General features: G+C 64.3%; 13 protein-coding genes. 4 read left to right on the forward strand and 9 right to left on the reverse strand.

Annotated elements, in window-relative coordinates:
* Positions 1 to 25 precede the first annotated feature (25 nt).
* Positions 26 to 9,721, reverse strand: a complete 9,696-nt coding sequence (locus P0D68_RS12930) for a non-ribosomal peptide synthetase (protein ID WP_408294144.1) — start codon at positions 9,719 to 9,721, stop codon at positions 26 to 28.
* On the opposite strand from P0D68_RS12930, the gene P0D68_RS12935 reads away from it, so the two are divergent.
* Positions 9,720 to 9,878, forward strand: a complete 159-nt coding sequence (locus tag P0D68_RS12935; protein WP_408294147.1) for a hypothetical protein — start codon at positions 9,720 to 9,722, stop codon at positions 9,876 to 9,878. The two genes, P0D68_RS12930 and P0D68_RS12935, sit on opposite strands and share 2 nt — an antisense overlap.
* A 122-nt stretch (positions 9,879 to 10,000) precedes the next feature.
* Positions 10,001 to 11,767 carry a cyclic peptide export ABC transporter gene (locus P0D68_RS12940; RefSeq protein ID WP_408294150.1) on the forward strand — a complete coding sequence of 589 codons (1,767 nt, stop codon included), beginning with the start codon at positions 10,001 to 10,003 and terminating at the stop codon, positions 11,765 to 11,767.
* Positions 11,768 to 11,833: 66 nt separating this feature from the next.
* Here P0D68_RS12940 and P0D68_RS12945 read toward each other — a convergent pair whose 3' ends face one another.
* The 8 genes from P0D68_RS12945 to P0D68_RS12980 all read right to left on the reverse strand — a co-directional run bounded on the left by P0D68_RS12945 (position 11,834) and on the right by P0D68_RS12980 (position 20,183).
* Positions 11,834 to 12,871: an ABC transporter substrate-binding protein gene (locus tag P0D68_RS12945; protein ID WP_408294152.1), complete on the reverse strand. Its 1,038-nt coding sequence runs from the start codon at positions 12,869 to 12,871 to the stop codon at positions 11,834 to 11,836.
* A 68-nt stretch (positions 12,872 to 12,939) separates the two neighbouring features.
* Positions 12,940 to 13,755 (reverse strand): siderophore-iron reductase FhuF, encoded by an 816-nt coding sequence (fhuF, locus tag P0D68_RS12950; RefSeq protein ID WP_408187788.1) that lies wholly within the window; start codon positions 13,753 to 13,755, stop codon positions 12,940 to 12,942.
* Positions 13,755 to 15,863 carry a Fe(3+)-hydroxamate ABC transporter permease FhuB gene (gene fhuB, locus P0D68_RS12955; RefSeq protein ID WP_408294155.1) on the reverse strand — a complete coding sequence of 703 codons (2,109 nt, stop codon included), beginning with the start codon at positions 15,861 to 15,863 and terminating at the stop codon, positions 13,755 to 13,757. Before fhuB ends, fhuF begins: the two co-directional genes overlap by 1 nt.
* The gene (locus P0D68_RS12960; RefSeq protein ID WP_408294158.1) at positions 15,860 to 16,726 is read right to left on the reverse strand and encodes an ABC transporter ATP-binding protein; all 867 of its coding nucleotides are present in this window, start codon (positions 16,724 to 16,726) and stop codon (positions 15,860 to 15,862) included. The genes fhuB and P0D68_RS12960 overlap by 4 nt, the downstream gene beginning before the upstream one ends.
* Entirely contained in the window at positions 16,723 to 17,745 is a 1,023-nt protein-coding gene (locus P0D68_RS12965; RefSeq protein WP_408294161.1) for a TauD/TfdA family dioxygenase, read from the reverse strand. Before P0D68_RS12965 ends, P0D68_RS12960 begins: the two co-directional genes overlap by 4 nt.
* A gap of 72 nt (positions 17,746 to 17,817) precedes the next feature.
* Positions 17,818 to 18,057 (reverse strand): MbtH family protein, encoded by a 240-nt coding sequence (locus P0D68_RS12970; protein WP_408294164.1) that lies wholly within the window; start codon positions 18,055 to 18,057, stop codon positions 17,818 to 17,820.
* Between the two features lie 129 nt (positions 18,058 to 18,186).
* Complete coding sequence (locus P0D68_RS12975) at positions 18,187 to 18,858, reverse strand: RNA polymerase factor sigma-70 (protein WP_408294167.1); 672 nt, start codon at positions 18,856 to 18,858, stop codon at positions 18,187 to 18,189.
* Between the two features lie 554 nt (positions 18,859 to 19,412).
* Positions 19,413 to 20,183, reverse strand: coding sequence for a hypothetical protein (locus P0D68_RS12980; RefSeq protein WP_408468488.1), 771 nt, complete (start codon positions 20,181 to 20,183; stop codon positions 19,413 to 19,415).
* On the opposite strand from P0D68_RS12980, the gene P0D68_RS12985 reads away from it, so the two are divergent.
* Together P0D68_RS12985 and P0D68_RS12990 are read left to right on the forward strand one after the other, a co-directional pair.
* Positions 20,152 to 21,219, forward strand: a complete 1,068-nt coding sequence (locus P0D68_RS12985; RefSeq protein WP_408468490.1) for a collagen-like triple helix repeat-containing protein — start codon at positions 20,152 to 20,154, stop codon at positions 21,217 to 21,219. The genes P0D68_RS12980 and P0D68_RS12985 overlap by 32 nt on opposite strands.
* Positions 21,220 to 21,298: 79 nt before the next feature.
* Positions 21,299 to 22,567, forward strand: a complete 1,269-nt coding sequence (locus tag P0D68_RS12990; protein WP_408294172.1) for an isoprenylcysteine carboxylmethyltransferase family protein — start codon at positions 21,299 to 21,301, stop codon at positions 22,565 to 22,567.
* Positions 22,568 to 23,309: the final 742 nt, after the last annotated feature.

Here is a 23,309-nt window from a genome sequence, read left to right on the forward strand (position 1 = left end):
GGCGGGTCGATCGGTCGATGTGGGCTTATTGCAGTTCGAATTCATCGAGCAGTGCATCGATCGTGCTCGCGGCATCGCCTGCTCCATGAGCCTCGCGTTCGGCGAGCGCACGATCGATCGCGGCGGCACAGCGCTGCAACGTGCGTTCGTCGAACAAGGTGCGTAGCGGCAAGATGAGCGCCCAGTGCAGATTCGCCTGCGCGTTGGCTTGTGTCGCAAGCAGCGAGTGGCCGCCTAACACGAAGAAATCTTCGTCGCGGCCAATCGTGTCGATGCGCAGCACGCGCTTCCAGATCTCGGCGAGTTCGCGCTCGGTGTCGGTGACCGGCAAATCCAGCGCGTGTTCCCCGACAGAGCCGCGCACGGGTGCGGGCAGCGCGTGACGGTCGCATTTGCCGTTCGGCGTGACCGGCAGCGCATCCATCGCGATCAGATACGAAGGCACCATGTACGACGGCAGTTGCGCTCGCAAACCATCGAGCAGCGCCTGCGTATCGAGCGCGTTGTCCGCGCTGCGCGCCACGTAGCCAATCAGTTGCTCGTCACGCACGATCACCACGGCATCGTGCACGCCCGGTGCCGCCCGCAGCAGCGCTTCGATTTCGCCCGGCTCGACGCGCTGGCCACGCAGTTTCACCTGCGTATCCATGCGGCCGAGATAGTCGAGCGCCCCGTCCGCGCGGCGGCGTGCAAGGTCACCAGTTCGATAGAGCCGTGCGCCGTGCGAGAACGGATCGGGAACAAAGCGATCGGCGGTCAGTGCGGCTCGGCCAAGATAGCCGCGCGCAAGTCCCACGCCGCCCAGGTACAGTTCGCCGATCGCGCCTTGCGGCAACGGCTGCAACGCCGCGTCGAGCACGTGTAGCTGCAGGTTCGCAATGGGACGACCGATCGGCACGGAGGCCACGTCGGCATCGCGCGCATCGCAAGTCCAGTGCGAAACGTCGATGGCCGCTTCGGTCGGGCCGTAGAGGTTGTAGAGCCGCGCATGAGGCAGTTGCTTTGCCACGCGCGCCGCCAGTTCCGGCGCCAGCGCTTCGCCGCTCGCGACAATCCGCTCGATACTCGCGCAGCGCGCCGCCGCGTGGAAGTCTTCCAGGTGAGCGACGAAGGCAGCGAGCATCGACGGCACAAAATGCAGCGTCGTAACGCGGTGTGCTTCGATCGCGGCGACGAGGCGCGCCGGATCGCGATGCTCGCCAGGCGCCGCAATCGCGAGCTTCGCGCCGACGGCGAGCGGCCACACGAACTCCCATACCGACACGTCGAAACCGAACGGCGTCTTGTGCAACACGACGTCGCGGGCGTCGAGGCGATACGCGTCCTGCATCCACGCAATCCGGTTCGCCAGTGCGCGATGCGTATTGCCCGCGCCTTTCGGCTTGCCAGTCGAACCGGAGGTGTAGATCAGGTAAGCGAGCTGATCGGGCGAGACTGCGACGGGAGCGCTGAGCGTGAAGTCCGCGCCGCGTAGTGCGTCGACGGTCAGGATTTTCACATCGATGTTGTTGACCGCATTCGTGACCCGTTCTAGCAGATTGGGCTGTGTCAGCACGACGGCCGGTTTCGCGTCGTCGAGCAGATACGCGATGCGCTCCGCCGGATAGTCGGGATCGATCGGCAGATAAGCCGCGCCCGCTTTGAGCACGCCGAGCAGCGCCACCACCATGTCGAACGAGCGCTCGACACACAGCGCCACCGCCGTGTCCGCGCGCGCGCCTGCTTCGATGAGCGAGGCGGCGACGCGATCGGCGTTCGCGTCGAGTTCGCCGTAGGTCATCTGGTGCGTGCGTCCTTGAGAATCGGCGAATTCCAGCGCGATAGCCTCTGGCGATATCAACGCCTTCTGTTCGAACTGCCGATGCAGCGCCTGTTGCTGCGTGAGGGGCCACGCTTGCGCCGTCGCGTTGAAGCGGTTCAGCGCGGCGAGGTCGTCCGCCGTGGCAATCGAAATCGTGCCGAGCAGCGCGTCCGGATTTGCGATCAGGCCCGCGAGGCACGAAGCGAACGCGCGATGCAACGCGGCGACACGCGCGTCATCGAGTTGCGCGGCGTCGTAACCGTAGTCGATCGTAAGCGTGGTGCCCGCTTCGATCACCAGCGTGAGAGCGAAGTCCGTCGCTTCGATATTGCGCAGCTCACGCAGCTTCAGCGCTCGCTCGTCGCGGCCCTGCCAGGCTTCGTCCACGGGGTAGTTTTCGAACACGACCAACGTGTCGAACAGCGCGCCGCCACCCTGCCCCGCCCATTGCTGGATTTCAGACAGCGGCGTATGCGCGTGCTCGGCGGCCGCGGCGTTATCGCGCTGCAGGTCGTGCAGCCATGCCGAGGCCCGGCGTTGCGGCAACGGCGCGGTGATCACCGGCAGCGTGTTGATGAACAGACCGAGCACGGTATCGACGTCCGGCAGCGCGTCGGGACGGCCCGCGACGGTCGCGCCGAAGGCGACTGCCGTGTGATGCGTCATACGTTGCAGCGCGAGCGCCCACGCGCCTTGCACCATCGTATTGAGCGTGACTTTCAGACGGCGCGCGGTGTCGATTAGACGCGCCGTCGTGGCTGCGTCGACGGTTTCACGGCGCGTGAGATGGCGCGATTCGCGGCGACCGCTTGCGGACTCCGGCGCGGCAACCAGCGTCGGCTCGTCGAGCAGCGCGAGGCGTTGCAGCCAGAATGCGCGCGCGCTGTCGGCATCACGCGCGGCGAGCCACGCGATGAAGTCGCGATAGCGCGTCTTCGTGGGCGCAGCGAACAGCTGCGGACGCGGCGGCTCGATGTAATCGCGCAGCACATCCGCAAAGAAGCGCGCGGTGCTCCAGCCATCGAGCAGCAAATGGTGACGCGTCCAGACGAGACGCCATGCATTGTCCGTGATGCGGATCAGCGTGACGCGCATCAGCGGCGGCGATGTCAGATCGAAACCGCGCGAGCGGTCGGCGCTAAGCCAGTTTTCGAAAGCATCCATCGCACCCGCGCCGCGCTCGCGCCAGTCGAGAATCTCGACGGGCATGCGCGCCTGGCGATGCACGATCTGCATCGGCGCCGCTTCATCCGGCGTGAAGCTCGTGCGCAAAATGTCATGGCGCGGCACCGCCGCCTCGAATGCCGCACGCAGGCGCTCCACATCCGGGTCGATCAACGTCGCGACCAATTGATTCACATAAGTGGACTGCTCGGGCGCGAATAGAGAGTGAAACAGAATGCCGTGCTGCATCGGCGAAAGCGGATAGATATCGTCGATCGTGCGCAAGTCGAGCGGCATGCGTTCGATAGCAGCCTGTGTCAGGCCGCCCGCCCGCGCGAGCGGATAATCGCCAGGCGTTGCGCCGCCGCCTCGTTGCGCAAGACGCCCAGCGCATGCGCCAACCAGTTGAGCAAGCGCGCCTTCGAAGCGCTGCGCGAGGACTTCCACAGTAGCGCGCTCGAATTGCGTCGCGCCGTAGACCCAGTGGACTTTGAGCGTGCGCGTGGCGTCGCCATCGATATAGGCGTGAATCGCCAACGCGTTGCCAATCGGCCCCGCCGGATCGCGCTCGCGGCCTGCGCCACCGAAACGCGGTACGAGCGCCGCCTCGCGAGGGGCGTCGAACTGGCCGAGGTAGTTGAAGGTCACATGCGGGCGCGGCACGGCGGCGAGCGCCGCACGCGTCGCCGTGTCGCCGTAGTGGCGCAGCACGCCGAAACCGAGGCCTTTGTTCGGCACCGCGCGCAACGTGTCCTTGACCACGCCGAGCGTAGCGGCCGGGGTGCTTTCAAGCGAGAACTGCACCGGATAGTGACTCGTCAGCCAGCCTGGCGTGCGGCTCACGTCGACGTCGTCGAACAAGGCCTCGCGGCCGTGACCTTCGAGTTCGATGCGGCACACCGGCAAGCCGAGCGACTGCGTCAGCGCGGCAATCAGCAGTTCGATCGTCTGCGTTCGATAGGCGGCATTCGCCTCCGTCAACGCGGCGCGCGTGAGATCGGCGCCGATCGTCTGGATCACGGATTGCGCGTCGGCGTTGGTCGCGCTGGCGTGCGGATCGTCGATCGGCAGATCGTCGTACGGCGCGGCGAGCGCGGTCCAGTACGGTATTTCGGCGGCGAACGGCGAGTGTGTCATGTCGCGTGCGGCGCGTGCGAGGCGCGCCGCCCATTCCTGCGCGCTCGCTCCCGTCGACGCGAGCCGCACGCTGCGGCGCTCGCAAGCGGCGCGATAGACGGCATCGAGATCGTCCAGGAGCACGCGCCACGACACTCCGTCGACGATGATGTGATGGATCGCCAGATAGAGTTTGGTGGCACCGTCAGGCAGCAGCGCCGCCAGGGCGCAGACGAGCGGGCCGCGTGTCAGATCGAGCGTGCTTTGCAACCCGTCGAACTGAGCGAGCGCGTCCGCCTCGTCGCGTGCGCAGACCGCTGCTAGCGGCAGTGTTTCGAACGCTTGCGCGGCCAGCGTGAGCCGCCATTCGCCATGCGACCCGACCGGCGTGAAGCGCTGGCGGAAAATGTCGTGGTGCGTCAGCAGCGTTTCGAAGGCGCGGGCGAATGCGTCGAAGTCGAACGGCGCTTGCGCGTCGAGTTCAATGGATTGATTCCAGTGGCCACGCTGCGGAATATCCAACGCAAAGAAGCGCAGTTGTGCGGGCGTGAGCGTGGTGGCCTCGTCCGTTTTGGGTGGCGTGCCTTGCGCATTCGGGATGGCGGGCGCCGCTTGCACGGCGAGTTCCACCGTAGTCGCGACGCGCGCGAGTTGCGCAAGCGTTGGCGCATCGAATAGTTGCTTGGGCGTGAAGCGCACGCCGCGTTTGCGCGAACGGGCGATCACCTGCAACACCAGAATAGAGTCGCCGCCCAGTTCGAAGAAGTTGTCGTCGCGGCCCACACGTTCGGCTTTGAGCACGTCCTTCCAGACGGCGGCGAGGGTTTCTTCGGTCGGGCCTTGCGGCGCGTCGGCGGCGGCCATTGCGAGCGCTGGCGCGACCGCCAGCGCCCGCAATGCCGCCCGATCCACCTTGCCGTTGGCAGTCACGGGCAACGCGGCGACCTGCTGCAACACCGCCGGCACCATGTAATCCGGCAGGCTCACGCTCAACGCCGCGCGCAACGAGGCTTCGTCATAACGCGCTCCGCTCGTCATCGCAACGAACGACGCCAGACGCAAACGCCCGTCATGCTCCACGGCAAGCGTTTCGGCCTGAGCGACGCCTTCGAGGACGCGCAGCGCCGCGCTGACCTCGCCCGGCTCGACACGGTAGCCGCGAATCTTCACCTGGTCGTCGAGCCGGCCCAGAAAATCCAGTCGACGATCGGCGCGCAGTCTGACGCGGTCGCCGGTTCGATAGAGTCGCTCGCCTGGCACGAAAGGATTCGGTACAAAACGCTCGGCGGTTGCGGCAGGACGACCCAGATAGCCGCGTGCCAAACCCGGGCCGCCAAGATACAACTCTCCGATTGCGCCTGGCGGCACGCTCGCGCCGCTGTTGTCGAGCACACATGCGTAGGCGTTCGGCAACGGCAGACCGAGCGGCACGGCGTGTGCCGCTTGCGTGCTCGGCGCACGCAATGCCGCTTGCTCCGGCGCGGACGTATCGCATGTCAATGCGCCTACGGTTGCTTCAGTCGGGCCATAGTGATTGATAACGCGGCAGGCGGGCTTGAGCGCAGCGATCCGCTCAACCAGCAACCACGGCAGCGTTTCGCCACCCGTCACCAGCGCGTGCGCGGGCAGCACGTCGGCGGGCTGCTGCGCGTCGAGCAGCGCGTGCAAGTGGCTCGGCACGATCTTGAGAATGCCGACGTTGCGTCTGCGCATTTCGTGGGCGAAGCGATCGGGATCGAACGCGCATTGCGCGGGCAACAGGTGCAGCGTGCGGCCCGAGCACAGCGCGCCGAATAGCGTCGTATGGCCGAGGTCGGCCGCGACGGTGGACACCATCGCCATCGAAGCGTCCGCGGCGAACGCGAGTTCGTCCAGCATGCCTTCGACATAATCAGCCAGCGCACCGTGCGAAATCACGACGCCCTTGGGCGTGCCGGTCGAGCCTGAGGTGAAGATCAGGTAGGCGGCTTGATCGGCCAGCGGTGGCATGTGCGATGCGATCGAGTCATCCACGCTCGCTGGCGATGCAGCTTGCGTGAGCGCATCGAAGTCGAGCGCGGCCGCGCCGCCTAACGTGGTGACCGCTTGACCGGCTGTCAAAATCCAGCGCGCGCCACAGGTATCGACAGACGTAGTCAAGCGCTCATTCGGCGCCGCGGGATCGAGCGGCACAACGTACGCGCCGGACTTCATCACGCCGATCAGCGCGACCACAAAGCGCACCGAGCGCTCGATACACACCGCCACCGCCTGTTCAGCGCCAACCTCACGCTGCCTCAAAGCAAATGCGATTCGGTCGGACGCCGCGTCGAGGTCGGCATACGTGAGTTGCTGATCGACATCCGCGAGTGCCACACCGTGCGGCGTTTCACGCACATGGCGCGCGAACAGCGCGAGCACGTTGCCAGCCGCCGGTTGAAATTCGCGTCCGCGTCGCGCGGATCGATATTCGGCGCTATCCGCACAATCCAGTTCAGCAATCGCGCACTGAGGATCGCGCACGGCATCCGCGACGAGCGCGACGTAGCTATGGAGCCACGCGCGGGCGGTCGCTTCGTCGATACCGTCGAGCGCGTACGCCGCGACCAGTTCGATGCCGCGCGGGTCGTCGGTGAAATCGAGCGCGTAATCGAAGCGGGCGGCGAGATCCAGACCCGGCGACATGCGCACCGAGGCGCCCGGCAATTCAGCCGTCAACTCCAGATCGAACTGCTGCGCGAACTTGACCTTCAGCCACGCATCGCCGCGCCGCACCGGCGGCTTGACGGCGTCGAGCACCTGATCGAAAGGTACATCCTGATGCGCGAACGCATTGAACGTGGAAAGGCGCACGCCGTCGAGCAACGCGGCGAACGATTGGTCCGGCGCGACGCGCGTTCGTAGCGCAAGCGTGTTGAGGAAGAGGCCCACCAGCGGCACGGTCTCCGCCCGCTGCCGATGCGCGATCGGCGCGGCCACGACGACATCGGTCGCGCCGGTCAAACGATAGAGCCACGCGTCGAAGGCGGCGAGCAGCACCGTGAACGGGGTTGCCCGCGCGCGTCGCGCCGTCTCGCGCACGGCTTCGGAAAGTGCTGCGGGTAAACGCAGCGCGAGACGGCCGCCACGATAGTCGTGTTCCGGTGAGCGCGGCCGGTCGAGCGGCAACGCGAGTGGTTCGGGTGCATCGCTCAGCGCATCGCGCCAGTACGCCAGTTGCCGTGCGCCTTCGCCCGCGTCAAGCCAGTCGCGTTGCCATTGCGCGTAGTCGGCGTACTGCACCGTCAGTGCGGGCAACTGCGGCTCGCTTCCCATCGCGAACGCTGTGTAAGCTGTTCGGATTTCGTCGAAGGCACAGCGTGAGCTCCAGCCGTCGCTGATCGAATGATGCGTGGTCAACAGGAAACGCTGCGTATTGTCGGTTAGCGTGACAAGCGCGGCGCGCACCAATGGCCCTTTCGATAGATCGAAGGCCGCGCCAACGTGCTGTTCCGTGAACGCCGCCAATCGCGCAACGCGTTCGACCTCACTCTCGGCGCGCAAATCAATGTACGCAATCGCGACCGGCAAGCGTGCGTGAATGCGTTGCACGACGACTCCATCATCGGACTCGACCAGCGTGGTTCGCCATGCCTGATGACGTGCGATGACACAGTCGAGCGCGCGTTGCAACGTGTCAAACTCGAGTGCGCCCTGCACACTCCATTGCACGGCGACGTGGTACGCCGCGCCTGCGTCCTGCGTTTGCGCGAGCACCCAGAAGCGCTGTTGCGCGAACGAGGCGGGACGGTCGACGAACGGCGCGTCAGCGGTATGCACAACGTTAATCGAATGCGAACCTGCTGCTGCTTCAGGCTCGCTCTCGTCGATCAGACGCGCCAGCGCTTCGAGCGGTTGATCGGCGAACAACGCATCGAGCCGCAAATTCACGCGCCACTCGATACGAATCGCCGCTTGCAATTGCATCGCCGTGAGCGAATCGCCACCGCAAGCGAAGAATCGATCCGTGCAGCCAATCGGCGCCGCGCCGTTCAACAGCGCTTGCCAAAGCACCGCCAGGCGCGTTTCAGTGGCGGTGCGAGGCGCGACATGATGCGCATCGGCCACAACCGGCATCGCAGCAACGAAGTCGCGCAAGGCGGCGCGATCGAGCTTGCCATTCAGCGTATAAGGCAAACGCTCGAAGCGCGCGATGCGCTGCGGCATCCACGCCTGAGGCAAATGCGCGGCGAGATGCGCTTGCAGTGCGGCATCGTCGAGTGCGTCGTCGCGCAGCACCACGCAGGCGATCAATTGCGTCCGGCCGCCTGCAGTTTCGGCCAGCACGCCCGCATCGGCCACCGCCGGATGCGTCAGCAGGCAGGCCGCGATTTCGCCGGGCTCGACGCGCACGCCGCGCACCTGAACCTGATCGTCGATGCGGCCGAGATAATCGAACGAGCCGTCGTCACGTTCGCGTGCGAGGTCGCCGGTGCGGTAAATCCGTTCGCCCGGTGCGCCGTGCGGGTCGGGCAAGAAGCGCTCAGCTGTCAGCGCCGCACGGCCGTGGTAGCCGCGCGCGAGACACACGCCGCCGAGCAATAATTCGCCGGCCTCGCCCCGTTTCGCCTCGCCATCGACACGCGCCACGCGCCGCCCGATCGGCCAGCCTATCGGCAGCGATGCAAAACCATTGCCTTCTTCTAGCAACGGCGCCACACCCGGATCGACGGGCCACAGCATCGGCGAGATCACCGCCTCTGTCGGTCCATACCCATTGACGAGACGGACCGACGGAAATACGCGGCGAATCTCGTCGAAACTGTCTTGCGACATCGCTTCGCCACCGAACAGCAGCGTGCGCAGCGAAGGCGGCACGCCTAAACGCTCGCAAGCGTTCGCGAACTCGCGCACATAAGCGGGCGGCAGCGTCGTATTGGTGATGTTTTCGCGCAGCATGAACGCATGCGCGGTTTCTGGGGCGAACGGCGGTGGATCGCTGATCACCACGCTGCCGCCGACGGCAAGCGGTACTAGCCACGCTTCGATGGAGACGTCGAAATTGACCGAAGCAAAATGCAGCACACGGTCGGCGGCGCTGATCGGCAACGAGCCGGCGAGCGCTTCGCCGTGCGCGGCGAGCGGACCGTGCTCGACAGGCACCGCCTTCGGCGTGCCTGTCGAGCCGGACGTGTAAATCATGTAGGCCGCCGCGCGCGGATGCACCGGCGTGTCTTCGTCGTCGAAATATGGCGCTGCCGCATCTGCCGTGTCTGCCGTAGCAACGCTTGCCACGTCGAAACATTGAACGAAACGCGTGCGCATTGCCGCATCAGCCGAACCGTCGACGATGCCGTGCATGAGCCCAGCATCCCGCGCGACCCAATCGAGGCGCGCTGGCGGATGACGCGGATCGAGCGCGACGAACACGCCGCCCGCCTTCAATACAGCCAGCAACGCGACGAACAGATCGCAGGAACGCGCAACGCACACGCCCACGCGCACTTCAGTCGTCACGCCCGCGGCGCGCAGTCGCGCGGCAAGACGCGCCGCGCGACTATCCAGTTCCCCGCGCGTCAAGCGCACGGTGTACGGCGTAAACGACGCCAGTGCGGGCGCATCGGGATCGATGCGCGCCATGGCGCGGATCTGGTGGTGCAACGCAATCGGGAAGCTCGTCATGGGCATGAAATCCGTTAAAACCGGCCGCTTCGGCCAAGTCGCCGGCCGCAATGGGCCGCTTCATTGGTGTGACGATCCGCAATCGCAAATTTTTACCGCGCATGGCGTTTTATTTGGACTGCATCATTTCGTCGTGGCAGATCGCTGCGCACGGTAAATGTTTGCTTCGCCCATTCGTCTATCAGGCGAGGGGCGAGTCTTCGCGCCCCGCTGAATGGCCGCATGCACGCATGCGCTGCGATTTACCGATCCATTGCGACCCACTGCGACACCTTGCCGATGACCGCTGCCAACGAGCGCCACGACGCGCCACCCTCGTCTTCTTCCTCTCCCTCCCGCTCCACGGCCAAGCCCGCCATGCGCCTGATCGTGGCGCTGCTCAAGCGCTCTCGCGGCTCGTTCGCGATCGCGTTGAGCGCCTGCGTGCTGAACGGCATCGCCAGTGTGCTGCTCGTTGCCACCTTGAGCCGCGCGCTGTCGCAAGCGGGCGCCGCCGATATGTCGCTCGCCATGCGCTTCGCGTTGTGCGCGGTGATCGCACTCGTCACGCGTGTCATCACCGGCGTGCTGTTCGCGCGCCTTTCGCAAGACACGATGGCGCAGTTGCGCGAACATGTCGCGCGGCGTGTGGCCGAAGCCGAGTTGCGCGATGTCGAGCGGATCGGCGCGGCACCCGTTCAATCCGTGCTGACAGACGACGCCACCAACGTCTCGATGCTGTTCTTCGCGTTGCCCAATCTCGTGATGCACGGCTCGATCGTGTTCGGCTGCCTGGGTTATCTCGCGTGGCTGTCGTGGCCGGTCTGCCTGCTCGCGCTCGCCGCGATCCTGGTCGGCTCGCTCGGCTATCACGCCGGCGACAAGCGCGCGATCGCCTCGCTCGAAGCCGCGGGCCGCTCTCAGGACAAGCTGTTCGGCTACCTCGGCGCGCTCTTCACCGGCGCGAAGGAACTGAAGCTGCACCAGGCGCGTTCGCGTCAATTCGTGGACGGCCAGCTCGGCTCCGCGATCGACGAAGTACGCGATCATCGGCGCCGGGCGTTCAGCGCTTATGCGGTCGGGGTCGGCTGGATCGTGTTCCTGTTCTACGTGTTTCTCGGCGTTGCGGCGTTCTGGCCGGCGCTCGGCGTGCATGCCGACGCGCCGTCCGCATCGGGCTACGTGGTCGTGTTCCTGTTCATGCTGCTGCCGCTGGACGGCCTGCTCAACAATGTGCCGACGCTGAACGCCGCGCGCGTTTCGCTCGATCGCATCGAGAAAGTGATGGCTGAATTCGGCGCGCTGCGCATCTCGCCGCCGCCCGACGAAAACGCTTCGCATGCGCCGTATCGCACGCTCACGCTCAGCAATGTCACACACTCGTACTTCCACGAGCGCGATGAGCGGATGTTCCGTGTCGGGCCGGTCAATCTGACCTTCAGGCCGGGCGAACTGGTGTTCATCGTGGGCGGCAACGGCAGTGGCAAGACCACGCTCGCAAAAGTGCTGACCGGCCTCTACGAACCCGAAGACGGCACGATAGAACTGGACGGCAAGCCGGTCGGCTTTGCGGAACGCGCCGCATATCGCCAGCGTTTCACCGCCGTGTTCAACGATTTTCATCTTTTCGACGCGCTGCTCGGCATCGTCGATCCGAACGACGCCTCGCGCGCGCAGGAGGATGCCCGAGCCAACGCGCTGGTCGCGAAGCTCGCGCTCGATCACAAGGTGCAGGTCGTGAACGGCGCATTCTCCACACGAGCGCTTTCCACAGGACAACGCAAACGCCTGGCACTGGTGGTCGCGTATCTGGAAGACCGGCCGTTTTATCTGTTCGACGAATGGGCGGCGGATCAGGATCCGCAATTCAAAGCAGTGTTCTATGAGCAACTGTTGCCGGAGTTGCGTTCACGCGGCAAGACAGTGCTGGTGATCAGTCACGACGATCGTTACTTCCATCTCGCGGATCGGGTGTTGAAGCTGGAGAACGGCAGTATCGTCAGCGAGACGCATGGTTCGGCACAGGCGGTGCTGAGCCCGGCAGCGGCCAACGGTACGATGGGATGATGAAGTGAGAGATCTGCAAGCAGAGCGCTGTTTTTTCTGCGCTCCGCTTGTTGGAGCGCGGGTCGCTTACTTCTTTACTGCGGGCTTCGGCAAGGACAACAGCACGTCCGTCATCGTATCGGCGAGCCGCAACGCCGACATCGGTCCACCAAATCCCCAGATATTGCGCTCGACAAGCCCAACGCGCCCCGAACTTCGAGCCGGCACGAAACGCCAGATCGGCGAATCGAGTTTGGTGGCGAGCGGGACATCTTTTCCAGTCGCGCTGACGAACAGCACGGTCAGCGCCGGCTTCTTCAATAGATCTTCCGAACTCACGTATGCAGTGCCTTCGCGTGTCGCTTCGGCGGGCCACGGATCGAGTCCAAGCGCTTGCGCGACACCCGCCGCCGTGCTGTTGCCCGTAAACGCCCAGTAGCGGTCCGGCAAGCCCAATTCCTGCAACCAGGCCACCTGTTCGCCACGGCGGCCGGCTTCGGCAAGGCGCTGGGCGTCGCGGGCGAACCCGGCATCGACCTTCGCCTCGACGGCACGCGCCGCCTCTTCGCGTCCGGTCAGGCAACCGATGGTGCGCAGAATCTTGCGGCTCCAATCGAGTTGCGTGACGTGGGCGCCGTCTTCGGTGAAGTTCGGGCCGTATTTGAACAGTACGGTCGGCGCGATGCGTTCCAGTGCCGCAAAGATCGGCGCATGGCGCAAACCGACGCCGAGGATCAGATCGGGTTTGACTGCTGCGATCGCTTCGAGGCTCGGCTCCTGCCGTGTGCCGATGTCGGCCACCGACGCGAGGCGCGCGTTGTCGTAGCCGATCCACACCGGGTAATACTCGGGATCGGCCATGCCGACCGGCGTGATGCCGACTGCCGCGAGGTCTTCGGCGAACATGAATTCGAGCACGACGATACGCTTTGGCTGTGCGGGCAACGTCGGACTCGATTGCGAAACGATCGGATTGTCGGCCAACGGCGTGCAGGCTTCCTGCGGTGTTTTCGGGTTGGCCACGCGAGTTGCGAGGCCTGTTTTCGTTGCGGCCGCGGCAGTGCTAGTGCTTTGTGCGAACACATACGAGTTGGAAAACAACGTTGCCGCCACAGCGGCGGTCACGCAAAGCTGCCTGAAACGCGGGATTTTATTCGCATGACGTGGCTTGGGCGCCGATGACGCCACCCTCGTCATCTTGACGCGGTCTGCAATGCGATCTCCGCATCGCTCATTGTCAATAGCAGGGGGCAGCGTCCGCACAGTTGCGTCTCTCCGGGAATTTCATAACGTACACAGCACACACGCCGTGCGCTGAACGGGTTCGGCAGACTGGCGGCGCGCGGCTTTGCCTGACGCACCGGCAAACGCAGCGGATTGGCCTCGCCATTGGTACCGAGCGGACCGAACAGCCATGCCATGTCGTCGCTCAAATCGAATTGCGGCGCGCACTGTTCGAACAGGTAGTCCAGCAGATTGCCTGCGTTGCTCCACAAAACGCGCGGCGCGATTCGAGTCAGCGCACACAGTGTCTCGATCACCGCATTCAAGTGCTCGACGAGCGGCGCATATCGGCGAGCAGGTTCACATTCGACGGGCTGCAGTGCATCGCATGCGAAATACGCGGCGATGGGAAGGCCGTCGCGCAGCACGACATGCGTTTTATCCGGCGACATGACGAGCGGCCTGCGCAGCAACGCCGCCGCGACGAATCCGGCGGTCGCGGTGAAACCGAAGTAGTACTTGGTCCATTGCGACAGCAACGCGCGTGCATGCGTTTCGCGCTCGCCGCCGTATAGCGTGACCATCGCATCGAGCAATTCCGCGCGATGGTTGGCCAGTTCGCTAACAGGGATCACAGTCAGCCTTGCTGTTGGGCCAACGGCGAGTGCGGGTTCATCAACCGCGTTCGGCGTACCGAGCCACACATGCTCGAGATAATGCGCGATCGACTCCGGCGCGAAGCGCGCAAAGCAGCGCGCTCGCTCGTCGTGCACAGGTTGCCGCATCACCGTTTGCCCCGCTTCTCGCGACGCGCCTCCACGATCAATAGCGCAAGCAGATAAGGCGCACCGATCAATGCGGTCAGCACACCCGCGGGAATTTCGCGCGGTGCCAGCAGCGTGCGCGCGGCGATATCGGCCACGACCAGCACCAGTGCGCCGCACGCCGCAGCCAGCCATAAGCGCGTGCGATGAGCACGCGCGCCGAGCATCGACGCCAGATGCGGCGCCATCAATCCGATGAAACCAACCGGCCCCACCGCGGCCACCGCCGCGCACGCAGCGAGCGTCGCCACGGTCAGCACCAGCGGACGCAGCACGCCAATCGGCAAACCGAGCGAGGCGGCCTGATCGTCGCCCAAGGCGAGCAGATCGAGCGGACGCGCGAGCAGCGCGAACATCGGCACGGCCAGCACGCACCACGGCAGCAGCGTCGTCACTTCGCCCCAACTGCGCCCGTACGTGCCACCGACCAGCCACACCACGAAGCGCGCGGGCTGCACGCTTTGCTGGGTGATGAGCCATTGCGACAGTGTCGTCCACAGCGTGCCGATCACGATACCCGTGAGCGCAACCGCGAGCGGCGCATAGCAATGCCGGCGATTCAGCACGAGGGTCAAGGCCAACGTGATGCCGCCGCCCGCAAGCGACGCGACGGCCAGCGTCGAATGTGCCGCGAGCGGCCACATGACGAGCGCCGCGAGCGTTGCAAGGCCCGCGCCTTGCGTCACGCCCAGCACTTCCGGACCGGCGAGCGGATTGCGTACGATGCTTTGCATCAGTACGCCGCTCGCGGCGAGCAGCGCCCCCGCCAGCAATGCGCAGATAAGGCGCGGCAGACGCAGATCGAGCAGCATTCTCGCCAGCTCGTCGCGGTGATCGAAGGCAGCGAGCCAACGTTGCACGCCGATCGTCGTTGGACCGAACGAAGCGCCCGCACACACGATCGCGATAGCGAGCAGCGCCAATATGCTTGCCGTCAGCGGCCAGGGCCACCTATCAATCATGCGCACGAGGCGCGTGCCAGTTCGTGCGACGGCGCGGTCATGACCGGCATGCAACGCGCCCGACCACGCGGCGCCGCTCCGGATCATCGCCAGCATTAAAGGCGTGCCGACGAAGGCAATCGAGACGCCGGTCGAGAGGGTCGCGTCGAGATCGAGCGCCTGCACGGCGCTATCGGTAACGAGCACCAGCGCGCCGCCGACCAGCGCGGACAAGGGTACGAGCGCGGCCAGCCTCGAAGACTTCGCGCCGCGTATCTGCCGCAGCAGATTGGGTGCGATCAGACCAACATACGAGAGCGGTCCGGCGACACTGACCGCGACGCTCGCGAAACCCACCGCCACCACCATCGCCGCGAGCCGCGTGGCATCCACGCGAACGCCGGCCGCCGCGGCGGCATCGTCGCCGAGGGCGAGCGGATCGAGCGGGCGAAGCACGAACGGCAACGCGATCAGCGGCAACACGAGCCAGGTTGCCGCGATCTTCAACCCGGCCGCGCCAGGTTGATACAGACTGCCGCTCGCCCACAACGACACGCCGACGATGCTCTGCTCGAAGAACGCAAGAATCAGCGTTGTCAACGCGGAGAACAGCAGCATGCAGACGCTGCCGGCAAGAACGAGCCGCAACGGCGTCGCGCGCCAGCCGCCCGCAGCCGCGGCCACGCATGCTGCCGCGCCGAGACCGCACGCGAACAGCAGCGGCACGGACGCCACGCCGGCCAGCGACGGCACCAGCATCGCGGCGAGCAAGCCGAGCTGCGCGCCGCCGGTAATGCCGAGAAGATCCGGCGAAGCCAGCGGATTGCGCGTCAGCGACTGGAACAACGTGCCCGCCACTGCAAGGCAGCCGCCTGCCACCAGCGCCGCGAGAATGCGCGGCACTCTCAGGTCGAATAGCAGAATGCCGGCGAGCTGCGCGGCGTCGCTGCCTGCCGGCGCGGAGAACCATGCGCGAAAACCGGGCGTAATACGCATCACAGACACGACGACGATCAACGCGACTAGTGCGGCGGCGATCGTGGTGACGCGGCTTTTGACGGGCGCACGGTAGCTGTTGAGAGCCGGCGCATTGCGGCGCATGCGTTTGCGCGCTGCCAGCGTCGTCATGCGGCGAGGTCCTTGCTCGTGGCTTCCTCACGAAGCGAGGCGCAGGCACTAGCGATATCCAATGCATCGCCTTCATACGCCGGCACGCACATCGGCGCACCCGTTTGCGGATGCGTGATCTTGAGCATCGGCACACTGAAGGTTTCGTTCAGGTGGCGCGGGTCGAGCATTGCATCGGGCGACCCTTGCGCAACGATGCGGCCGGCGCGCATCAGCACGATTTCGTCGCTATAGGCTGCGGCCTGGTTGAGATCATGGAGCACCCACACGATCGTGAGGCCGCGCGTTCGATTCAATCGGCGCAATTCGCGCAGAATGTCCAGTTGATGATGGATGTCGAGATACGTAGTCGGCTCGTCGAGCAGCACGATCGGCGCCTGCTGTGCCAACGCCATCGCGATCCACGCGCGTTGCCTTTCGCCGCCCGAGAGCGCGGCGACGTCACGCGCGGCGTCGGCCGCGAGTCCGCTGGTCGCGAGCGCTTCGTCGATCGCCGCGTGGTCGGCGCGCGACAGTCCGCGCAGCCAGCCGCCGTGCGCGTACCGGCCGTACGCGACCAACTCGCGTACGGTGAGGCCCGAAGGAATCTGGTTGAACTGCGCGAGCATGGTGAGCGTGCGGGCGAGTACACGGCGCCGGTGCGAAGCGAGCGGCACGCCGTTGACATCGACACTGCCGGACAAGGCCGGTTGCAAACCGGCGAGCGTGCGCAACAGCGTGCTTTTGCCGCAGCCGTTCGGCCCGCACAACGCCGTGACGCGGCCGGCCGCGATGTTCAGGTTCAGACCGTGGAGCACGGCGTGATCGCGATAGCCGACCGTCAGCGAATGCGCCGCGAGCGCCACGCCCTGCGATTTCGTCATTGCGGAGCCATCCGTTTTTCGCCTTCGGCTTCGCTATAGCTTCTTGACATCGCCACCACGACTTTGCGTGGCCCTTCGAACGGATCGCGAGCATGCGCGGTGAGCATGTTGTCGAGCATCAGCACGTCGCCGGTCAGCCACGGAAACACGATACGTTGCTGGTCGAGCACGCCGCGGATCTCCGCCAGTGCGTCCGCTTCGAGCGGTTCGCCGTCGCCGTAATAGACGTTGCGCGGCACGTTTTCCAGGCCGACTGAGTCGATCAACGCCTCCTGCATGTCTTCATCGAGCGACGAAAGGTGGAACAGGTTCGCCTGATTGAACCAGACTTGCTCGCCGGTGCGTGGATGACGCGCTACCGCCTGGCAACGCTCGCGCGTGCGCAGCAGCAGTTCGCCGTCTTCGCTATCGCGCCATTCGCACTCGATGCCACGCGCGCGGCAAATCTGCTCGACCGTGCGCGGGTCGTCCGAACCGAACGCCTGCTCCCAGGGCAGATCGAGCCCTTGCCCGAAATTGCGCACATAGAGCAGTTCACGCTTCGTAAAGCGCTCGACTAGCGACGGATCGAGCGCACGGTAGATCGCACGGCTATCGGCGATCGGCGTCGCGCCGCCTGAGCGTGCAGCCAGCGCGCAGTGAAACCAGATACGCAACGGCCATTCGCGCGTGTAAGACTGTTCGTTATGCAAAGGAATCGAGCGATGCGGCGGATATTCCGTCGACGTGTAAACCGCGCCCTCCACCTGGCTGCGCGGCGTCGAGGCGAATTCATAGCCGATCAGCGGATGCCCGAACGATCCCGCGAAACGTTGAAACGCGTCGATCGAGCCCACGTGGAAACCGGTGAACAGAACACCGCCCGCGCGCTCAAGCGTGTCGTCGACTATCGCGCGCAGCAGCGGCGCCGCTTCCTCCAATGAAATTGCGGCGCCCGCGCGCGGCGAGACGATAGTCGGCAGACCGGGCTCGATCGATAGATCGGCGAGCGTGGGCAGCGGCATGGAAAGCATGGTCATACTCTGAATCCTTTTGCTGGAGCGGCGTGGCCGGGAGCATGCCCGAGGCCGCCGGATTTCACTGCGCGCGCTTTACGCCGTTCCGTCCATGTGGCGGCGCAAGCTGGCAGGACGCATGTCAGTCCATACCGTCTCGATGTGCGCGAGGCATTCGGCTTTCGGACCACTCACGCCCACTTCGCGCCAGCCGGCCGGCACGTCGCGGAATGTCGGCCAGATCGAGTACTGCTCTTCGTCGTTGATGACGACCGTGTAGGCGAGGTCGTCCGCCTCGCCTGCTGCCGTGCTGGAGGTCTGCTGTGCTTGCGTCATGATGAAAGGCTCAGTCGATGAAAGGTCAGAAGGCGCCCGGACAGTGCGCTCGCATGCCCCGGCACAGCGGTGTCCGCGTGTTGCGCGCGCACCGCTTCTATTCAGTTGACGTTTGGAGTGCGCGCTTTTTTACCGCCGACGCGCGCGGCCACTGCAAAACGCGGGACCCGCCTCGCCGCGATTGCAGGCGTCGAGGCAATCAGCGCAATGCTTCTCCGCGTCGCGCACCATGAAATGCACCAGCGTCTGCGAGACGTCGAGTGCGCGCGCCGTGCTTTGCAGCGTTTCTTCGCGCAGACGCACCATTTCGAATGCGGCGCGACTGCGCGGCGGCAGTTGCTCGAGCGCGTTGTAGACGTGCCGCAGCGTGTCCCTTACGAGCAGCGCGGCTTCCGGCGAGGGTTCCGGTGATGGCACGTGCAGGCCGTCGTCTTCGTCGGCGTGATAGGTGTTTTCGAGGCTCTGGCGGCGAAAGGCGTCGATCGACGCGTTGCGCACCATGCGCGTGACGTAGGCGACCGGTTGCCGCACCGCGTCCTGATCCGGAAAGTCGACCAGCTTGATGAAGACGTCGTGCACCACGTCTTCCGCGAGACTCGCGCAACCCACGAAACCGCGCGCCAGATTGACGAGCATCGGTCGGTGCTCGATTAGCACGTCGAGCAGCGTGCCCTTCTCCCAATTCACCGGGCGCGGGTGGGCGCGAGTGCGGCGCGAGACCGTGGGACAGGCGCCTGCGGCGCTGAGAACCGCTATCGGCATCGCTGTTGAAGGCTCTCGCCGGACAAGCACCTCAGCCATAGATTCGCTCCGTTTTGTCAAAGGACAGGGCGCCAATCTAACGTAAACGCGAATCATTCTCAATCAAGATTGGGAATGACCTTACAGTTTTCGATAGTTTTGTATGTTGATTCGGGGGGCGTAGCGGTGGGTGGGCGACGGTCGTTGCTTCTGGCCAGCGGCAGCTTTGATTGTTTTAGGTATCCGTATGATTTTTTTCAGGTGTATCGAAGGGAATTTCGAACGTGGTGAGCGTTGGCTGCGTGATCGATTGACGGCAGGTTTGCACTGTTACGTTGGGCTACGGCGTTACGTAGCACGCAAGCGGAACATGGTTTTGCCGAGTTGAATTAATGGCCGTTTTTTCAGTTTATATTTTATTAATTACACGATAGTTCGATATATATTCTTTCAAATAACAATATTGCAGCATAACAGACTTTGGCGTACATCTTGCTTGAATGTCCCTATCAACAGTCGTTCTACGGGGACATCATGAAGAAACTTGCCGGTCGGACAGCCATCGCTGTTGCGACATCCACATTACTCGCGCTCTACGGTTGCGGATCGACGCTTCATACCCCAAGTATCGGTGGGGGCGGACTGGGGGGCACGTCGGGCACTTCCTCGGGTACTTCGGGTACGTCTGGCACTTCGGGTACGTCGGGTACTTCGGGTACTTCGGGTACTTCGGGTACTTCCGGTACTTCCGGTACTTCCGGTACTTCCGGTACTTCGGGCACTTCGGGTACTTCGGGTACTTCGGGCACTTCGGGCACTTCGGGCACTTCGGGCACTTCGGGCACTTCGGGCACTTCGGGCACTTCGGGCACTTCGGGCACTTCGGGCACTTCGGGTACCTCGGGTACTTCCGGTACCTCGGGTACTTCCGGTACCTCGGGTACTTCGGGTACTTCGGGTACTTCGGGGACCTCGGGTACTTCGGGCACTTCGGGCACTTCGGGCACTTCGGGCACTTCGGGCACTTCGGGCACCTCGGGTACTTCGGGTACTTCGGGTACTTCGGGCACCTCGGGTACGTCCGGCACCTCGGGTACGTCCGGCACCTCGGGTACGTCCGGCACCTCGGGTACGTCCGGCACCTCGGGTACGTCCGGCACCTCGGGTACGTCCGGCACCTCGGGCACTTCCGGCACCTCGGGCACTTCCGGCACCTCGGGTACCTCCGGCACCTCCGGTACCTCTTCCACCCCCATCGGCACTGTCGTCACCCAAGCTAGCAATCTCATCACGGCAGTCGGCACCACAGTCGCCGATACCGGCACCAAGGTCACGGGCACGTCGATTCCTGGCGTGAACGGGGCAACGACCGCCGGCGTCGGCACCGCTCTCACCGACCTCGGCAACGGCGTGAAGGTGCTGGGTAACGGCACCGCCGCTGGCCTCGGCACCCTGGGCAGCGCGGCCAATCCGCTCAGTCCGACGCTGAACTCCACCACGGGCGTCATCTCGAATGCCGGTGCTGCCGTCACCGCACTTGGCGGTGCGGTGTCGAGTCTCTCGAGCGGCCCGCTCAAGCCGCTTTCTCCGGTGACTTCGACGCTCGGCAGCATTGTCGATGGCGTGGGCAGCGGTGTCGGCTCTGTCGGAGCGGGATTGAACACCACGCTCTCCAGCGCGCCGGTCCAGCAACTCGAGACCGGACTCAGTTCCGCGATCAACCCGATCACCCTAGCCGTCTCCAACACGACGCAGACCATCGGCAACGCGACGGGCCTCGGCACGCCGCTGGACAAGCTGCTTGGCACGCTCGGCAACGGACTCAATGCGGCCGGGGTAAAAGTGTCGGGAGCCACGGGTGATCAGGTCGGCAAAGATGTCGGCGGAATCGTGAGCCAATTGGGTAACACCGTCACGAGTGCGGGCGGATTGCTCACTGGCGCGACCACCAATCCGCTCGCGCCGATCACGGGTTTGCTCGGGCCGCTCGGCGGACTCGGCGGCACTGGCGGTTCGGGCGGCGTCTCCATTCCGCCGTTGACGGGTCTGATCGGCAACCTCGGATCGTTGGGCGGCGCTACCGGAGGTTCCAGCGGCACAGGCGGCGCTGCCGGTCTGCTGGCACCCGTCACAGGGCTCCTCGGCAAGGTTGGCTCATTGGGTGGGACGACCGGCACGAGCAGTCCGCTCGCGCCCGTCGTCACTCTGGTCGGCTCGTTGACGAGCGGCGTGACGGGCGCACTCAATGGCGCCTCGCAAGGAAGCACGCCCGCCAATCCGCTCACGGGTCTTGTCAGCGGATTGACCGGCGGCTCAGCGAGCGGCACAGGCAGCAGCGGCTCGACCAGCAAGAACCCGCTTGCGCCGGTGACGAACCTCGTCGGCGGATTGCTCGGCGGTGTGGCGACAGCCGGCAAATAAGCATTACGCAAGCTCAGCGGCCGGGCGCAAAAAAACCAACAGCCCGGCCGCCATCAATGTCATGACTACGAGGGATGACATGAACTCCACCTTCAATACGGTCGCGCGCACGCACGACCCGCGGCCGCGCTCGGCGACGCCGTTTTCGATCGGCTTGCTCGGGATCGGCGTCGGATTGCTCACGCTCTGGTTGCTACGCGACAGCGGTTCGATCGATGGCGCGACGCGTAGCACCGTTGCATGTCTGGCGATCATCGCGACCATCGCAATCTACGAGCTATTCGTCGCGCGAGTCTATTTGCGCCCGAGCGCCGGCCTCGCGAGTCGCGCGGTGCGGCCGCTGAGCATCGTGCGCGTGGAATTGCGCCTCGCGGCGCTGGCCTCGGTGTACGCGGGCATCGGCGCGCTTTACTGGCTGCTGCCCGAGTATCACGGCGCCTTCTATAACCCGTTCTGGTCGCTGCTCGGTACGCTAGCACCGTATGTACTCATCGCGGCGCCCTTCTACTTTGCGTGGATGGACCGGCATCAGCGCGAAACCGACGACGCGTACCTGCTATGGGCGCGCTTCTTATTTCGCGGCGTGCGGCCGGCGAACTGGCGCCCTGTCAGAGAGATGCTGGCCGGGTGGATGGTGAAGGCGTTCTTCCTTCCGCTGATGATCGTCTACCTGTCGACTAATGCGGACCATCTGAATGCGTCGTTGACGACCGCGCTGAATGCGCCGTTTTCGCTTGCGACTTTCCGGTTTATGTACGACCTGTCGTTTGCGATGGATCTGATGTTCGGCACGGTGGGTTACCTGTGTACATTGCGCATTCTTGATAGTCACGTGCGCAGCGCTGAGCCGACCACGTTGGGTTGGCTCGTTGCACTGATCTGTTATCAGCCGTTCTGGTCGCTGATTTCCAACCAGTACATCCGCTACGAAGGCTCAGTCTTCTGGGATAGTTGGCTTAATTCGATGCCTGTTGTGCGGGTAGTCTGGGGTGCTGTCATCATTGCTTTGCTGCTGTGTTATGCGCTGGCGACTATTTCTTTTGGCTTGCGGTTTTCGAATCTGACTAATCGCGGGATCATCACTTCAGGGCCTTATCGGTTCACCAAGCATCCGGCTTATATCGCTAAGAATCTGTCTTACTGGATGGTGACGGTGCCGTTTGTCGAACCGATGGGGTGGAAGGTTGCGGTGACGCATTGTGCGGCGTTGCTTGCGGTGAATCTGCTTTACTTCCTGCGCGCCAAAACAGAAGAAAAACACTTGATGAATGATCCGGCGTACCGGGAGTACGCGGAGTGGATCGGGAGGAATGGGGTGTTTGCGAAACTTGCGCGGGTGTCGGGATGAGCGAGGCGGGCTGCGTGAGGACCCTGCGTCCATTGCACGTTCAACTGAAAAAAATCGACGTTCTGATTTGTTGAGTTAGCCGTTGCGGATCCATCGATTGCGTAGAGAACCCGATAGGTTCGAGGCAGAAAACGCCACCAAAAAAAAACGGCCCAAGGATACCCAAATTCGTACGCCCTGGATACCGCGATAGTGTGCAATTGAAGCGCTCGGATCGGCGCACTAGAGATAACGCTCGCCAACTCCCTTTCGCTGTTCCCGGCCGCAGCAAACCGTTACGGCCTACGTAACGTTACGAGTCCGCAAACCAGTAAGTTTGCGATCTGCTCGCATCGCTTGCGGAAGCTCCTCGAATACCGTCAAGGCCTTGTCCGACAAGGACTCTCTCCGATCACATCAAATCCGCTCCACCTCAACGCATCAATTGGCACGCTTGCTGCTTTAGATTATCTGGCGCGCAACGGCGCAACGCAGCGGGCACACACGGTGGACAGTACATTTCCCCAATCGCCTCTCCAGGCTGGTTGGCCACAGACCTTTTTGTCCTATCGGGCGAATCCCAGATTGCGTGCAATTCCGCGCTTCTTCGCGCACGCGTGTGGTTTTGTATTTGCGAAAAGTGCGATTGCTGTAGCAAGAGAGACGAGAACTGCTCAGGCAAACACAAGTTGAGCGGACCAATAAGAACGTTTGGCGCGAGAGACCAACACGGGGAATAGAATGAACAGGGCGAATTTTGCGT

The sequence above is a fragment of the Paraburkholderia sp. RL17-380-BIE-A genome, assembly GCF_046028085.1.
In the GTDB taxonomy this organism is placed as follows: domain Bacteria; phylum Pseudomonadota; class Gammaproteobacteria; order Burkholderiales; family Burkholderiaceae; genus Paraburkholderia.

Excerpts from the sequence above, each read along its gene's own strand:
- fhuF (WP_408187788.1), bottom strand. The coding sequence starts at position 13,755 with ATGCGGCAACCTGTGCACGACGAGCGAGCGCGCTGCTTTGCGCGCTTC.
- P0D68_RS12935 (WP_408294147.1), top strand. The coding sequence starts at position 9,720 with ATGGGCATGAAATCCGTTAAAACCGGCCGCTTCGGCCAAGTCGCCGGC.
- P0D68_RS12970 (WP_408294164.1), bottom strand. The coding sequence starts at position 18,057 with ATGACGCAAGCACAGCAGACCTCCAGCACGGCAGCAGGCGAGGCGGAC.
- fhuB (WP_408294155.1), bottom strand. The coding sequence starts at position 15,863 with ATGACGACGCTGGCAGCGCGCAAACGCATGCGCCGCAATGCGCCGGCT.
- P0D68_RS12960 (WP_408294158.1), bottom strand. The coding sequence starts at position 16,726 with ATGACGAAATCGCAGGGCGTGGCGCTCGCGGCGCATTCGCTGACGGTC.
- P0D68_RS12940 (WP_408294150.1), top strand. The coding sequence starts at position 10,001 with ATGACCGCTGCCAACGAGCGCCACGACGCGCCACCCTCGTCTTCTTCC.
- P0D68_RS12975 (WP_408294167.1), bottom strand. The coding sequence starts at position 18,858 with ATGGCTGAGGTGCTTGTCCGGCGAGAGCCTTCAACAGCGATGCCGATA.
- P0D68_RS12930 (WP_408294144.1), bottom strand. The coding sequence starts at position 9,721 with ATGACGAGCTTCCCGATTGCGTTGCACCACCAGATCCGCGCCATGGCG.
- P0D68_RS12965 (WP_408294161.1), bottom strand. The coding sequence starts at position 17,745 with ATGACCATGCTTTCCATGCCGCTGCCCACGCTCGCCGATCTATCGATC.
- P0D68_RS12990 (WP_408294172.1), top strand. The coding sequence starts at position 21,299 with ATGAACTCCACCTTCAATACGGTCGCGCGCACGCACGACCCGCGGCCG.